Origin of the sequence: Niallia oryzisoli (assembly GCF_043641075.1) — a bacterium.
Lineage (GTDB): Bacteria > Bacillota > Bacilli > Bacillales > Cytobacillaceae > Bacillus_BD > Bacillus_BD oryzisoli_A.
In genome coordinates, this window is the sequence record NZ_JBHZRC010000001.1 from 1,477,605 (window position 1) to 1,491,815 (window position 14,211).

Annotated in this window: 16 protein-coding genes; 5 read left to right on the top strand and 11 right to left on the bottom strand. The window is 36.1% G+C overall.

Annotated elements, in window-relative coordinates; translation table 11 throughout:
• Positions 1 to 127 precede the first annotated feature (127 nt).
• The 3 genes from ACHUFV_RS07570 to ACHUFV_RS07580 form a co-directional block, all read right to left on the bottom strand.
• Complete coding sequence (locus tag ACHUFV_RS07570) at positions 128 to 859, bottom strand: TenA family transcriptional regulator (RefSeq protein ID WP_394232974.1); 732 nt, start codon at positions 857 to 859, stop codon at positions 128 to 130.
• A gap of 230 nt (positions 860 to 1,089) precedes the next feature.
• Positions 1,090 to 1,860, bottom strand: a complete 771-nt coding sequence (locus tag ACHUFV_RS07575; RefSeq protein ID WP_394232975.1) for a creatininase family protein — start codon at positions 1,858 to 1,860, stop codon at positions 1,090 to 1,092.
• Positions 1,861 to 1,956: 96 nt separating this feature from the next.
• Entirely contained in the window at positions 1,957 to 2,286 is a 330-nt protein-coding gene (locus ACHUFV_RS07580) for a 2Fe-2S iron-sulfur cluster-binding protein (protein WP_394232976.1), read from the bottom strand.
• Between the two features lie 255 nt (positions 2,287 to 2,541).
• Between ACHUFV_RS07580 and ACHUFV_RS07585 the strand changes: the two genes are divergently transcribed.
• Both ACHUFV_RS07585 and ACHUFV_RS07590 read left to right on the top strand, forming a co-directional pair.
• Complete coding sequence (locus tag ACHUFV_RS07585; RefSeq protein WP_394232977.1) at positions 2,542 to 2,877, top strand: hypothetical protein; 336 nt, start codon at positions 2,542 to 2,544, stop codon at positions 2,875 to 2,877.
• Positions 2,878 to 3,267: 390 nt separating this feature from the next.
• Complete coding sequence (locus ACHUFV_RS07590) at positions 3,268 to 4,650, top strand: hypothetical protein (RefSeq protein WP_394232978.1); 1,383 nt, start codon at positions 3,268 to 3,270, stop codon at positions 4,648 to 4,650.
• A 71-nt stretch (positions 4,651 to 4,721) separates the two neighbouring features.
• Here ACHUFV_RS07590 and ACHUFV_RS07595 read toward each other — a convergent pair whose 3' ends face one another.
• From ACHUFV_RS07595 to ACHUFV_RS07605, 3 genes are all read right to left on the bottom strand, one after another.
• Positions 4,722 to 5,411: an NAD(P)-binding domain-containing protein gene (locus tag ACHUFV_RS07595; RefSeq protein WP_394232979.1), complete on the bottom strand. Its 690-nt coding sequence runs from the start codon at positions 5,409 to 5,411 to the stop codon at positions 4,722 to 4,724.
• Between the two features lie 89 nt (positions 5,412 to 5,500).
• A complete protein-coding gene (locus ACHUFV_RS07600; protein WP_394232980.1) occupies positions 5,501 to 6,943 on the bottom strand; it encodes a hypothetical protein in 1,443 nt (480 codons plus the stop codon).
• 606 nt (positions 6,944 to 7,549) lie between these two features.
• A complete protein-coding gene (locus ACHUFV_RS07605; protein ID WP_394232981.1) occupies positions 7,550 to 8,224 on the bottom strand; it encodes a GntR family transcriptional regulator in 675 nt (224 codons plus the stop codon).
• 192 nt (positions 8,225 to 8,416) lie between these two features.
• Here ACHUFV_RS07605 and ACHUFV_RS07610 point away from each other — a divergent pair, with 192 nt between their 5' ends.
• Positions 8,417 to 8,761 (top strand): hypothetical protein, encoded by a 345-nt coding sequence (locus tag ACHUFV_RS07610; RefSeq protein ID WP_394232982.1) that lies wholly within the window; start codon positions 8,417 to 8,419, stop codon positions 8,759 to 8,761.
• A 197-nt stretch (positions 8,762 to 8,958) separates the two neighbouring features.
• On the top strand, positions 8,959 to 10,050 hold the full coding sequence (gene ispG / locus ACHUFV_RS07615) for a flavodoxin-dependent (E)-4-hydroxy-3-methylbut-2-enyl-diphosphate synthase (RefSeq protein WP_394233426.1): 1,092 nt from the start codon (positions 8,959 to 8,961) through the stop codon (positions 10,048 to 10,050).
• Between the two features lie 81 nt (positions 10,051 to 10,131).
• On the opposite strand, the gene ACHUFV_RS07620 is transcribed toward ispG, so the two are convergent.
• The 4 genes from ACHUFV_RS07620 to ACHUFV_RS07635 form a co-directional block, all read right to left on the bottom strand.
• Positions 10,132 to 10,521 carry a hypothetical protein gene (locus tag ACHUFV_RS07620; protein ID WP_394232983.1) on the bottom strand — a complete coding sequence of 130 codons (390 nt, stop codon included), beginning with the start codon at positions 10,519 to 10,521 and terminating at the stop codon, positions 10,132 to 10,134.
• 215 nt (positions 10,522 to 10,736) lie between these two features.
• Positions 10,737 to 11,150 (bottom strand): Fur family transcriptional regulator, encoded by a 414-nt coding sequence (locus ACHUFV_RS07625; protein WP_394232984.1) that lies wholly within the window; start codon positions 11,148 to 11,150, stop codon positions 10,737 to 10,739.
• A gap of 14 nt (positions 11,151 to 11,164) precedes the next feature.
• Positions 11,165 to 12,007: a metal ABC transporter permease gene (locus tag ACHUFV_RS07630; RefSeq protein ID WP_394232985.1), complete on the bottom strand. Its 843-nt coding sequence runs from the start codon at positions 12,005 to 12,007 to the stop codon at positions 11,165 to 11,167.
• Positions 12,004 to 12,801: a metal ABC transporter ATP-binding protein gene (locus ACHUFV_RS07635; RefSeq protein WP_394232986.1), complete on the bottom strand. Its 798-nt coding sequence runs from the start codon at positions 12,799 to 12,801 to the stop codon at positions 12,004 to 12,006. Before ACHUFV_RS07635 ends, ACHUFV_RS07630 begins: the two co-directional genes overlap by 4 nt.
• A 147-nt stretch (positions 12,802 to 12,948) precedes the next feature.
• On the opposite strand from ACHUFV_RS07635, the gene ACHUFV_RS07640 reads away from it, so the two are divergent.
• Positions 12,949 to 13,203 carry a DUF2624 domain-containing protein gene (locus tag ACHUFV_RS07640; RefSeq protein ID WP_394232987.1) on the top strand — a complete coding sequence of 85 codons (255 nt, stop codon included), beginning with the start codon at positions 12,949 to 12,951 and terminating at the stop codon, positions 13,201 to 13,203.
• Between the two features lie 94 nt (positions 13,204 to 13,297).
• Here the strand turns inward: ACHUFV_RS07640 and ACHUFV_RS07645 are convergent, their stop codons facing one another.
• Positions 13,298 to 14,194 (bottom strand): deoxyribonuclease IV, encoded by an 897-nt coding sequence (locus tag ACHUFV_RS07645; RefSeq protein ID WP_394232988.1) that lies wholly within the window; start codon positions 14,192 to 14,194, stop codon positions 13,298 to 13,300.
• Positions 14,195 to 14,211 lie beyond the last annotated feature (17 nt).

Sequence of the window (14,211 nt, forward strand, 5' to 3'; positions counted from 1 at the left end):
ATTCCCTATTTATTATCATTTCGCAAAATTTATAAAAATGGGCCGTCATGTAGAATCTCGGTTAGAAGATTATATTTGACGGCCCAGAAGGGGAAGCTGTTAATCCCCCTCCTTAGTCATGACATTATTATTTATTTTCTACTAATGCACCAAGATCTTGTTCTAAGTACTCTCTATATAAACCATCCATGTACATTCTTCTCATGTTTGCACCTACACGAACAATTTCAATACAACGTTGTTGTAATTCTGGAGTATTCGCATGATCTAGAACGATTTTATAACCACGCTCACCGTGAATTTCATCTGATACGATGTGAAGATCAAAGAATTCGATTTCTTCATCTGTAAATCCGTATTGCTCACGTAGTGCTGGAGTTTGCTTACGGTAGATATCTGGTACTTGAGATTCTAATCCTACTACTAGTGCTGCAGTTGCTACAACAAAGTGTTCACGTGCTGCAACTGAGTAGCACCAGCTTTGAAGACCTAATGTTGTAGCTGCCATGTTTTTAGGGTCCTGAACTCGTTCACGAGTTGTGCCACATGCTTCAGCAAAACGGATTAATAGATCTGTATGACGGTCTGCAGCAATTTCTTCCTCATACATATTTTGTAGAGTGAAGTCTTTTGCTGACTCATACTCAGCGATATCTGGAGTATTGTGATAGATATAAGCTAGGTAGTTTGCGAAAGGTCCTACATAGTGGTAGTGGTTTTCAGCCCATTTAGCAAAGTGCTTTCTTTCTAATTTTCCTTCAGCCCAAGCAACTGTAAATGGAGCCTTTTGGCTGTGATTTCCCTTAATCGCTTCCTCTAATTCTCTACGAAATTCGTCTTTTGATAATAATTCAGTCATTATTGTTTCCTCCTTAATGTTTACCAAAATTATGAGTTAGTATAAGTTGGTATTTGATATTTTGTATACCATATACTCTAAAAACAAAAGGTAGTTCTTTATTTTATCCTTCTATTCTTTTGTTTTTTGGTATTTGGTATACCGTTAAGTAGATATTAAACTATATTTTATAATTTGTAAATAGTGTTTTCTAAATTTTTTAAAAATTTTAAAGATTGTTTTAAATGCCTTTATTTAGAGACAGCAACTTCTATGTTTAACAATGTATGGAGTTCCCTTGATAGATTTTCCAATGCCTCTTCTACAATTTGTTCTCCTATTTCCAAGCTGGCTTTTGTCGCATCGCCAATGCAGCCATTTTCAGTCATTTCTTCATAGGCATAGTACCCTTGGATCGCCTTTCCTGGTCTTAGCTGCTTCCATCTGCCTTCTTCCTGGATAGCGCCTTTTACAATTTTTTCTTTACGAACGAGTTCAGGCGCTAAATATAATGCCTCTGATACTTCACGTTCACAGCTATGTCCAAAAAGCTTTGATTCAACTAGTCTGCCAATTGCATTCTTAGCAGATGCAGTTGTTTTTGCATAGTATACTTCTACATTTAATTCATTTGACAGTGTCAATGATGCTACGTTTAATGTTGGTTGGTTACCGCCATGAGAATTTAATAGTAGAAACTTTTCGATTCCATGGTGTTTTAAAGATGAGATCATATCCTTAAGAATGGCAATCAGCGTAGTTGGCTGAAGCGATATCGTACCAGGGAAATTTAAATGATGCTGTGAAACTCCCATATTAATTGTTGGTGTAACAAGTGCATATGGATACATCTTTTCACCTAGTTTTTTTGCCATTCTTTCAGCTAGTACAGCATCACAGCTTTCAGCCATATGTGGGCCATGCTGTTCATGTGCACCAATCGGGATAATAGCAAACTTAACATCTTTCAATGATTCCTTAACTTCTTCCCAAGTCATAGCTGTTAGATCATAACAAGCCATTTCATCACCTGCTTTTTCTCTTATTCATTAAATCTTAGTTTCTTTCATGTTACTTTTATAATCAAAACGGTATTTTGTATACCTAAAAATAAACGATTAAATAGTTGAAGATAATTTTTTCTTCGGAGGATCAATTTTGATATTATCCTGAGAAATTTCAATATCCTTTTGCACTGTCATTTGACATGTTAAACGATAGCCTTCACTTAATTTGTCACCAAGCATCTTTTCTTCCTTCCAATTAGGTGGTGTTACCCCATCAGCTCCATCAATCACCTGGCATACACATTTCGTACATCTTCCCATTCCACAACCATATTTTATTTCTGGAAATTGGAGGGTTCCAGCTAAAACTACTAGATTAGCATTATCTTTCACTTCTTTTTCAACAATTTTTCCATCTACATGAAGAATGACCTTTGGCATACAATCGCCCCTTTGCTATATTTTTCTAAGTTTTTTGAAAACTAAGTTAATTATACAAGAACTTTGCTAGAAAAGCAAAAACAACATTTATATAGTGTTATTTAAAAATTTAGAAAATTGTGTTGAATATTTAGATATCATCATATAAACTAGTAAATAAGGATTTTGGTATACAATATCCCAAATGCAAATTTACCTGTTAACATGTTCAATGTACCGCTTATGTACAATCAATACTAAAGGAGTGATGGATTTATGGAAAAGTATGCTGTCTTTACAAATAAAGACACTTTCCAAACTGTGCTGGAGAATGATGCTTTAGAAATAATCGAAACGTATCAATTTTATTTTTTCGACAGCCTTAAAGCGACTTATACGATTGCAAAGATTGTGGATGACAATGCAAAAATTAAATTATATGAAAAATATGATGGCAAAGAATATGTTAACAACATCCATGTTAAGTTCTTTGAAACCTTCCCAACAATTGAAGGAGCACGTGAAGAACTAAATGAAATCGTAAAGGCATCTGGTAATAGTGAGGATTCCCAGCATTCAAAATTAATTAAGTCTGAAAATGCTGCTGTATGATTTATACTAATCCCGGAGAGAATACTTATCTCTCCGGGATTAGTATTTTATAAAGTAAACCACGATCCTAAATTGACAAAAAAATAAACCGTCATTCAGTAGTGACGGTTATAATATGCATATATGTTAAAACTTTAGTAATTTTCTAAGGATTGCTAACTTCTTTTCAGACTTTTCTGCCGCTTTTTGAGAACCGAATAAAAAGTTTAACATAGTTCTAACCTCCGGGAATTCTTATTATTTCTTACAATTTGATTATACAATGTTTTTATTAAATTGTATACCAAATACCGAAATTTATGGTAAATTTATTAATATTTGATATAAAAATCGATCTTTGGTATACCAGAAAAGCAACTGAACTTATTTTGAAAAGGTTAGGGTGATGTCATGTTAAGATTTCTATTTTTATCCGCTATACTGCTATATTTACTTGCAACCTTGCTTCCTCAGCTTGGTATCGATCCGTACATTTCGATTCTATGTTTAGTGATTGTGATATGTACATTTGGAATTGTAAAGCGTTTTGTAAGGGTCTTAGGCAGTATCTTTTTATTACTTGGTTTAGTATTGCTTTGGACTAGTGGAGCAGACTGGAAGCAATATATCTCTTCATTTGGCTCCATGCTCGATTTACTTACGTTATTTTCGTTAGTACCTATTTTAGGAATTCCTATTAAATTAGGTGATTACAGTGAAAGCATCAAGACGGTAATTCATAAAAAGGTGAAATCAACCGGAAAATTATATATGCTGACATCTGGGATATCATACTTTTTTAGTATTTTTATGAATCTAGCCACACTGCCTATGACTTACTTTTCCATAAGACCAGCATTGGACAGCTTTCCGATTAAAGAAGAAAATCGCTTTTTAAGCAGAGCCATTACTCGAGGATTTGCCATGCCGTTATTGTGGGCACCGGTCACTCCAATTGTTGGGATAGTCGTTGGCATGACCGGAGTGAACTGGCTTTCCATTCTTCCGTTTGTTTTACCATTAAGCATTTTTGGACTATTATTAGATTGGTTTCTGGGTAGACAGAAATCTACTATGAAAATTGAAAATCAACAGGCTGTCACAGCCTCAGAATTGGCAGCAGCAAAAGAAAGCAACGGAAAGGATTCTCCCTTTAGGGTATTGCAGATCTTACTGGCTATTGTCCTGTTCATCGTTGTTATATCGACTTTAGAGGCAACTTTTGACTTTTCTTTTATCATTCTTGTTTCTTTATTGGTTATTCCATTTTCTTTAATCTGGGCGTTACTATTAAGAAGAGGTAATGAATTTTTCACTCAACTGATTGAACATTTTAAATCCTTTACAGTCGGTATGAAGGATCAATTCTTTATTTTTCTATCAGCAGGCTTTTTAATTTCAACGATACAGGTTTCCCATACGAATGAGCTTATTAATAAGCAGACAATTAACATGATACATGTTATGGGAGCAGAATTCTTTTTAATACTATTACCTTTGATTCCATTAGCGCTAGCCTTTGTAGGTCTTCACCCTGCAGTCAGTCTATCTTTAGTAGCTGGTGCATTAAATCCAAGTGTACTTGGTATTTCTCCATATGTTCTAACGGTGGCCATGTTAACTGGAGCAGTAGCTTCTTTCTTAGTCGGACCATACAATGCAACCATTGGGCTTATGTCAAACATCATAAAGGAAAGCTCATTTAAAGTTTCCAACTGGAATTTAGCATTTACAGGATTATATGTAGGTTTAGCGATGGTGTATTTAATCGCTTTAGAAATGATCATTGGATAGTCTCTAAATAGAAAAAACCTGAGAAAATTAAAATCTTCTCAGGCTTTTTCTATTATTACTGCCCCTCCTATTTACTCCACTTTTGAACCTTTCAGCTCCTTAACGATTTCCTTTGCAAAATGCCCCAGTGTTCCGTTACTATATGAGCGAATCACTTCCGGTGCAATGGACGTTAATGCTCTTGTTGCATACTCTGAAGACAATCCTTTTTCAGCAAAGGCAGACTCTATTTCAATTGCCGCTTTTGCTGCATAATAGGTTGCTAATTTATTTACTTGAATTAGGCGTTCCTCAGAATCGTTTTTTATTTTTCCAATACTCTCGAAATACCCTTTAATTTGACCAGACAGTTTTGTCTCTGAAATAAAAAGAGCTTCGCCATTTTCAAAAAGATCCCTTGAATGCCCCATATATTTAACACCAATGACATTTAGTGAAGGAAACTTTTGTTGTATGTCTCTAGTCGATAATGCTGTTGCCATATTCACAACTTGTGTATTCTTTAATGAAATATTTTCTTCTAATAGATTCGAAATAAAAGGAATGATGTCTGATGCAGAAAGAGCTAGAATGATGACATCCAAATTACCCAGTTCACTTTTAGTCACTGGGTAACTATTTTTATATGAAGAGCTAAATTGTTCCAGCTTAGTTGTATTTGGATGATACAGACCTATTGCTTTACTCTTTTGATTCCACTGTCTCACAAGTGCTGTCCCTAATTTTCCTATTCCTACTAATCCAACTTTTATTCCTTGCATATATTGCACTCCTTCAAAAAACAAATTATTATACATTCATACAGCATACTTATGTGTAGTAAAAAAAACAGGGAATAACCCTGTTTTCTTTACCATATTAAAATAGCTACAAGTGTTGCAATACTTAGTCCCAAAATAACAGGTACAAAGTTCTTTCTCGCAAGCTCCATCGGTGATAGCTGTAGGAAGCCGGCAATGGCAACAAGTGATGACCAAGCAATAATTGTTCCTCCACCTGACCATACAGAACCCATTTGACCAATAGCAGCAAGGGTTGCCGCATCAATTCCACCGTTAGCTAACGCACCCGATAAAGCTCCTGTTAATGGAAGTCCTGCAAAGCCTGATCCATCAATACCAGTAATTAATCCAATAATTAAGATTCCAAATCCAGCAATATATGGATTTTGTGGTATATAATCCTGTCCTGCCTGAATTAAATCAAATAGAAATCCTGGGGCAACAGCATCTGCATCTAAAGAAAGGATAGCTGGTGAAAAGTCTGAGCTGCCCATGAAGAAATATCCAGCGATTGGAATAACCGGCGCCATCGCCCTGAATGAGAATAAAAATCCTTCTGTCAGATGCTCACTAATCTTTTCGAATGCATGTAAGCGGTTAAATGCAATGGTAGCCAAGATCAATAGGATTACTGCAACGCCTCCTATTAATGCTGCACCATTACCACCCTCTAAACCAGATCCGCCGCTGATTTTTGCCTGGAACATGAAAACCATGATAGCAAGCATTGATAATGGAACAAGAACAGCAAAAATGCTTCCCCATCTTTGTTTATCTTTAGTCAATGTTGGACTTTCTTCTGCAGCCGCAGCCATTTCACTAGCTGCATCTAGGAAAGCTTGTCCTTCTGAAGAAACTTCGTTTGTTGAAGAAGTGGATTTAATTGACTTTCGTTCCTTTAAGTAAACGATTACAAGTGCACTAAACCCTGTGATTAAAGAAAGGATTAATACTTTATCAGATACAGCAGCAGTTTCGATTCCTGCAGCCTTTGCACTAATCATTGGAGCTACCTGCATAATATAATCAGATGAAAGCGCCATCCCTTGACCGGAGATACAGACGACCATGGCTGCAGTCATGACAGGTAATCCTGCTTTTACTGCTGCGGGTACTAATAATGCACAGACTAGCGGTACAGCTGGAGTTGGCCAGAAGAAGAGTGAAATGATATAGGTTACGGCCATTAAAATGATATAGGATACATGCCCGTTTACCATTATTTTTTGTAAAGGAGCTACCATTTTGTTGTCTGCTCCCAAATCTTTTAAAGAATTAAGTAGTGCAATCATGATTGAGATAATCAGGAATATATTGAATAACTCTTTAGCTGCTACTAGATTAGCATTAAATACTGCTTGAAAGCCCGATATTATACTGCCATTGTAAGCTGCAGCAACTATAAAAGTTCCAATGAGTGTTGGTAATACAACGCCTTTTCGCAAAAGCATTGTCAAAATAACAGAAACCGTGACCACTACATACAACCAATGTGCTAATGTTAGTTCCATATATTCCCTCCAAAGTCTAATTTGTTAATTGCTGACTACTGTAAAAGATCCCTATTTTTAAAGTTGTATTTAGCATTTCGTATTTTGTATACCAATAATAAAAATAAGATCTTTTGATTCCGGGCATTTTTGCCGTTTTTTCCTTTTATCTTTAGGCCCTCACATCCCTCTATCATATTTATAAACTATATAGTTCATCCATCCTCCCTTTTCACTATAGACGTGTTGAAAATAATATATCATTAATCTAAAGTGTTGTGCAACAATTTTGAAAATTTTATAAATTAAATATTTTGAAAATTATCATTTACTATTACTCTCTCTTTTTGTTACTATTCTAGCTATGCTTGTCATAAGGGTATGAGAGTCATTTCTCCCTCCCTCCGGGTGATTCTTATACCCTGCTTTTATACCAATAATTTGTAATATTATGAATTAATTTCTTTAAGTATATGACAATAGGAATAACCTGTATACTCTCTTGTTAGATTTCCTTACACTTATTTTTCAACACTAGTAAAATATCCAAGGACTTATTTCTTAAGCTGTGTATTATTCAGGAAAAACAAAAAAAGAAGAGCTACAATGCTCTTCTTTTTTTGTTTACTATTCACTTTTATCATGATTGACTGCGTCAATATACGCCTTCTTTGAATTTTCAATATGGATTTTCGTAAGATATTCAGCCATTTCTGCTTCTTGATTCATTATTGCCTTCATGATTTCTACATGTTCCTTCATGGACTGCTCTGGTCTGCCTTCATTTCTATAACCAGTTTTTGCAAAGGCTCGAATATAATCAGATAGTCCACTTAGCATGTCAAACAGCTTCGTATTCTTAGCAGAACGATACAGTAAATCATTCAGTTCATTATGTAATGAAGCATAATCCGTACTATTTTGATCCGTTAAATAATTTTCGACTTTTATTATACTTGCTTGAAACCTCTTTTTTGTATCTTCATCTAATTTTTGAGCTGCTAATTTTGCTGCTAAAACCTCTAAAGAAGAAAGTATGGTAAAAACCTCAAGAATTTCTTTTTCGGTAATATCTGCAACGATTACACCTTTACGTGGAACTGTTTTCACAAATCCAAGAGATTCCAATCGAAACAAGGCTTCCCGAATCGGGGTCCGACTTATATTTAATTTTTCTGCCAATTCTCTTTCTACTAAACGGTCTCCTGTTTTTAGCTCCCCTTCTAGAATAAGATCTTTCAAGTGCAAGTAAGCTCTTTCCCGTATCGAGATTAGATTTTCCTCCGACCAATTGTTTGCCAATTGTCTCCCCTCTTCCAGTTATATACATTATTCAAATTATAGCTTACTGACCAGTTTTGTTCAATCATATTTCCAAATGTTAAGTCTATTCTAGGTTCTTTCTATCAGACTTTTATCTAAAACTATTAATTGTTCTATTTAGTCTAATTCATGCATATAGATGATAATAATTAACATGAGGGGGAAGTAATGTTGAAGCGCTTAGTCACAGTAATAATCACCATTATTATCTTATATGCTATCTATTACGACTTAAGCAAAGGTACTCTTCCTGCTAGTTTTACAAAGGAAACAGCTGTTTCTAAGATGAACTCCAATTCGGAAAATAACACAGGAGAAGAACGATCATACTTTGAAGAAAAAGTAGATGCCGGTGATACTGTTATATCTATCATTGAGGAACATCTAAATGATTCCATTTCAGTTCCAATAACAGAGGTAATAGCGGATTTCAAGGAGTTAAATCATGGTATTTCTCCTCAAGAGATTCAACAAGGAAAGGTTTACAAGTTTCCAAGTTACCCCAAAGAGCAGTAATATTAGTATTGCTCGTGAAGAGATAACCTATCAACTTCCTTGTCAATTTCCTATGTTCATTGCTACAATAAATATAGTGCTGTAAAATAATGAGTGGCGGCGGTTAGAATGTCCCACATTTTTATTTTCCAAAAATCTAATCTACATTCATACTTTTGAACATTGATTATTAAAGGAGCGAATCACCATTGAGTGAGATTATACATCGTACCAAAACCCGTCCCGTAAAAGTCGGAAACTTGACTATTGGGGGAAGTAATGAATTATTTATCCAAAGCATGACAACAACCAAAACACATGATGTGGACGCAACGGTTGCTCAAATTCATCAGCTTGAAGAAGCAGGCTGTCAGATTGTACGGGTAGCCTGCCCTGACGAAAGAGCAGCAAATGCAATATCAGAAATCAAAAAGCGCATTAATATCCCGCTTGTTGTTGATATCCATTTTGACTATAAGCTTGCCTTAAAGGCTATTGAAGGCGGTGCAGATAAGATACGGATCAATCCTGGTAATATTGGCAAACGAGAAAAGGTTGAAGCCGTTGTCAATGCTGCCAAAGCAAAAGGGATCCCAATTCGAATCGGAGTTAATGCAGGTTCATTAGAAAAGAGAATATTAGAAAAATATGGTTATCCAACTGCAGATGGTATGGTTGAGAGCGCACTTCATCATATAAAGATCCTCGAGGATTTAGACTTTCACGATATAATTGTATCGATGAAAGCATCTGATGTACCGTTAGCCATTGAGGCATATGAAAAGGCCGCACAGGCATTTGACTATCCTCTACACCTAGGTATTACGGAATCTGGAACATTATTTGCTGGGACAGTGAAAAGTGCTGCCGGATTAGGTGCAATTTTGAGCAAGGGAATAGGAAATACACTTCGGATTTCATTAAGTGCCGATCCTGTGGAAGAGGTAAAGGTTGCTAGAGAATTGTTAAAAGTGTTCGGTCTTTCTTCCAATGCAGCAACACTTATTTCATGCCCAACCTGCGGAAGAATTGAAATTGATTTAATCAGTATTGCCAATGAAGTGGAAGAGTACATTCAAAAAATTAAAGCACCAATCAAAGTGGCTGTACTTGGCTGTGCTGTTAACGGTCCTGGAGAGGCCCGTGAAGCTGATATTGGTATTGCAGGTGCACGCGGTGAGGGTCTGCTCTTCCGCAAGGGAGAAATTGTCCGTAAAGTTCCAGAAGCTACCCTTGTAGAGGAATTAAAAAAGGAAATAGACCAAATCGCTGAAGAATACTTTGCTAAACAAGCTGATCAGAAAAACTAATCACTAATGATAAAGAAAGAAGCCTCGTACTGATTGTACAAGGCTTCTTCTTTTTTTGTTAATCAAAGCGCTAGCCGCTTATTAAAAAAACGGGAGGATGAACATACCGAGAATAAGAGAAATCGCTCCTATGGTAATAGCCCAAGTACCTGTTTTTGCTCCTCTAGCTCGAGCAATAAAGCCTAGAACAATACCAGCAGCTCCAAAGAGAACTGGAAATACGAACAACGATAAAATTGAAAGAGCAATTGCAGCTAAACCAATTCCAGTACCGCCTTCTGCTTTTGCTTCATTCTTTTCATTGGTATTGGTACCCTGATTTAGCCTAATCGGTGTCGGAGCAGCAATTTCAGCTGCCGTTTCTTCCCGATAGTTCTCTTCTCCAAAATTATCAACACCATATAGCTGGCCGTCATTTTGTTCTTTTTGATATTGATTTTTCTCTACATCTTTTGGGTCTAGATCTGCCATTATGATCCCCCGCTCTCTAATGCTTTGTGTGTCCAAGTTGAAGCATTGGACTGTCTTATCTAAATGACCCGTTTAGAGGTTTCATTGATAAGACATTTACTATTGTGTACTAAAAAAGCATTTTAACTATAACAATGTTTGCCTTCGCTGGTTTTTTCAGACAAAAAAAAACAAGCATCACGCAGGATTCTACACGTGTTATGCCTGTTTCTTAATTAAGCTAAACAATCTGGACAACGGCCATATATTTCAAATTTATGTCCAGAAATATCATACCCTTTTAAGTTATCTGTAAGAATGTTCATAGGACATGTCTCAATTTCCTTTGTTTTCCCACAATCAAGACAAATAAAATGATGATGATGCTGATGATGTGAACAGGTTAGCCGAAAATGCTTTTCCCCCGACAGTTCAGTCATTTCAACTATTCCCAGTTCAACAAATAGTGATAAATTACGATAAATGGTGTCAAAGCTTAACCCAGGATATTGGTCTTTAAGTTTATCTAATACGTCCTTTGCTGTTAAATATTTATTATTGTCAGCAAATAATTGGAGCATTTCTTCTCTTTTTCCGGTATGCTTATAACCCTTTTCCTTCATTATCGTCATGGCTTGATCAACATTCATCCTTCTTCACCCCTTTATACCGCACTTTTCACAATCCATTTTTTTACTAGTATTGACAGGATTAAAATAATGATTGAAATCATGACAATCGTTCCACCAGGTGCCAAATCAAGATAATAGGAAATAAATAAACCACCCAGTACCGAAGCCTCACCGAATAGAATGGAATAAATGATCGTTTGTTTAAAGCCGTTTGCAAGACGAATGGCTGCTGCGACTGGCAATGTCATTAATGCTGACACAAGAAGAATTCCAACCACTCTCATGGAAGCAGCTATCACGAGTGCAACCATAATAATGAACAGTAAGTGAAGTCCTTTAGTTGGAAGTCCGGAAGCTTTTGCATGTTCCTCATCAAATGAAATTAAAAATAATTCCTTATATAATAGAAAAATAATCGTAATAACAAAAATGCTGATGATTAAAATCAGCCATAAATCAGTTCTGCTTACCGCTGAAACACTTCCGAATAAATAACTGAAAAGATCTGTATTAAATCCATCCGCAAGAGAAATAAAAATAACACTTAAACCGATACCGCCAGACAGTATGATTGGAATAGCCAGCTCCTGATAATGCTTATAAACGGTTCGGAGTTTCTCAATAAACAAAGAGCCCACAACAGAAAAAACCATTCCCATATATATGGGACTGAGTGAGCCTGCTGCCAAAAATTTCTTTTCAATTAAAAGACTTGCTGCAATCCCTGCAAGTGTAACATGGCTTAGTGCATCTGCGATCAAGGAAAGCCTTCTGACCACAACAAATACGCCAATAAGCGGGGCAATAACCCCGATAATGATACCCGTTAAGAATGCATTTTGTAAAAATTCATATTGAAACATTCCTGCCATCATGAGAATTTCCCTCCATGGTTGTGATCATGTCCATGGTCATGAGAGTGGTCATGGTTTAACAAGTGGAGATCATATCCATAAAAAGCAGCTAAACCATTCTTATTCTGTTCCTCAAATTCATGAGTATTTCCATGAAAATGCAGATGTTTATTTAAACAAGCTACATGTGTCACTTTATCCGTAATGGTTCCGATATCATGTGTAACCAGCATTAAAGTAATCCCTAGTCTCTTATTTAAATCACCAAGCATTTCATAGAAGGAACGGACATTTTGTGCATCAACGCCAACAGTCGGTTCATCAAGAATTAAAAGCTCAGGCTTGCTGACAAGTGATCTGGCAATAAAAACGCGCTGCTGTTGACCACCAGACAGCTCACCTATATTGCGTTTTAAATAAGGAAGTAGTCCAACTGAGTCAATTGCTTCTAGAACGGTTGTTTGATCCTCTTTTTTAAACGAACGGAATAAGCCGATTTTTTTCGTTAATCCGCTCTTTACTACTTCATATACGGTTGCCGGAAATCCCGTATTAAAGGAGTTTGCTTTTTGTGAAACAAACCCTATCCGTTCCCAATCTTTAAATCGGCTAATATCTTCGTCAAATAGCTTAATCTCTCCCTGTTGCGCTTTTAGGAGCCCAAGAATGAGCTTTAACAGGGTTGATTTTCCGGAACCATTTGGCCCGACAATTCCAAGGAAAGAACCTTTTTTCACGGAAAGGTTAATATCTTCTAGTACATATTCCTTTTCATAGCGGTATGAAAGTCCGCTTATCTGAATAATAAAACTCATTACATCACCCGAATTCCGAAATCATTCCGATTTAGAGTATACAAGAAGCACGTAAAAATGTAAAGCTGGAATCTTTATTATTCAACAGCCATAATCAGTCACTCTTCATTCGCACCAAACATATTTTATCAATGGAGGAGTGATGACATGAAAATATTTGCTAACATCATTAATCATAAAATCAATACCATTACACCAGAAGAATTATTGAGATATGCTAATATTTTTAAAATCTCAATTACTAACTCACAAGCAGTCCAAATAGCCAAATATTTAAGAGGCAGACAAGTAAATATATTTGATGATAGAGAGAGAGCTACTCTGATTAAGGAAATTGCCAGAGCAACTGATATTGAAACAGCAAAGGAAGTCAATCGTCTGCTTGTAGAATTAATGAAATAAAAAAAGCGCAAGCGCCTGACCAGCCGGTACTTGACGCTTGTGCAATCATATATAAGACCAGGCACACGATGAGTAAGGTGCCTGGCTGCCTGTTTTAGGCTTCATTTACGATATCACGGAGTAATTGTTCATTAAAGGTTTTATTTCTTAGCATGGCAATTTCATGTCTATACGGCGGTTTCTTATTATCTTTGTCTTCACCGACAAAAGGCGTTTCAAGAATTTTAGGAACCTCTGTTAACTGAGGATGATGAACAACATAATTTAACGCCTTAAAGCCTATATGACCAAACCCAATATTTTCATGACGGTCTTTTCTCGAGCCCTGTACGTTTTTACTGTCATTGATATGAAGAACCTTTAACCGATCAATTCCAATAATATGATCAAAATCATTCAATACACCATCAAAATCTTCTACAATGTTATAACCAGCATCATGAGTATGACAAGTATCAAAACAAATGGATAATTTATCATTATGTGTAACACCGTCAATGATCATAGCTAATTCCTCAAAGGATTTTCCGCACTCAGATCCTTTTCCTGCCATTGTCTCAAGGGCAATCTGAACCTTTTCATTTCCGGTTAATACTTCATTTAATCCTTCAATAATCTTCTTAATTCCTACTTCTGTTCCTTCCTTTACATGGGCACCAGGGTGAAGAACAATTTGACTTGCCCCAATTGCCTCTGTTCGCTCTATTTCAGTACGCAGGAAGTTTACACCAAGTTCAAATGTAGCAGGATTTACCGCATTACCAATATTAATAATATATGGAGCATGGACAATAATTTCATGTATGCCATTCTCTTCCATATGTTTTCTTCCAGCTTCAATATTTAGATCTTCAATTTTTTTTCTTCTTGTATTTTGCGGGGCACCCGTATAGATCATTAACGTGTTAGAGCCGTAGGAAACAGCTTCTTCACTTGCTGCCAACAGCATCTTTTTTCCACTCATTGATACATGTGAACCAATTTTTAACATTCATCTCTCCCCTTGCT

Bases quoted from the DNA above. Each gene is read 5' to 3' on its own strand.
- ACHUFV_RS07600 (WP_394232980.1), bottom strand. From the start codon at position 6,943: ATGGAACTAACATTAGCACATTGGTTGTATGTAGTGGTCACGGTTTCT.
- ACHUFV_RS07625 (WP_394232984.1), bottom strand. From the start codon at position 11,150: ATGAATGTTGATCAAGCCATGACGATAATGAAGGAAAAGGGTTATAAG.
- ACHUFV_RS07640 (WP_394232987.1), top strand. From the start codon at position 12,949: ATGAAAATATTTGCTAACATCATTAATCATAAAATCAATACCATTACA.
- ACHUFV_RS07620 (WP_394232983.1), bottom strand. From the start codon at position 10,521: ATGGCAGATCTAGACCCAAAAGATGTAGAGAAAAATCAATATCAAAAA.
- ACHUFV_RS07570 (WP_394232974.1), bottom strand. From the start codon at position 859: ATGACTGAATTATTATCAAAAGACGAATTTCGTAGAGAATTAGAGGAA.
- ACHUFV_RS07590 (WP_394232978.1), top strand. From the start codon at position 3,268: ATGTTAAGATTTCTATTTTTATCCGCTATACTGCTATATTTACTTGCA.
- ACHUFV_RS07580 (WP_394232976.1), bottom strand. From the start codon at position 2,286: ATGCCAAAGGTCATTCTTCATGTAGATGGAAAAATTGTTGAAAAAGAA.
- ACHUFV_RS07595 (WP_394232979.1), bottom strand. From the start codon at position 5,411: ATGCAAGGAATAAAAGTTGGATTAGTAGGAATAGGAAAATTAGGGACA.
- ACHUFV_RS07645 (WP_394232988.1), bottom strand. From the start codon at position 14,194: ATGTTAAAAATTGGTTCACATGTATCAATGAGTGGAAAAAAGATGCTG.
- ACHUFV_RS07630 (WP_394232985.1), bottom strand. From the start codon at position 12,007: ATGATGGCAGGAATGTTTCAATATGAATTTTTACAAAATGCATTCTTA.
- ACHUFV_RS07575 (WP_394232975.1), bottom strand. From the start codon at position 1,860: ATGGCTTGTTATGATCTAACAGCTATGACTTGGGAAGAAGTTAAGGAA.
- ACHUFV_RS07635 (WP_394232986.1), bottom strand. From the start codon at position 12,801: ATGAGTTTTATTATTCAGATAAGCGGACTTTCATACCGCTATGAAAAG.
- ACHUFV_RS07585 (WP_394232977.1), top strand. From the start codon at position 2,542: ATGGAAAAGTATGCTGTCTTTACAAATAAAGACACTTTCCAAACTGTG.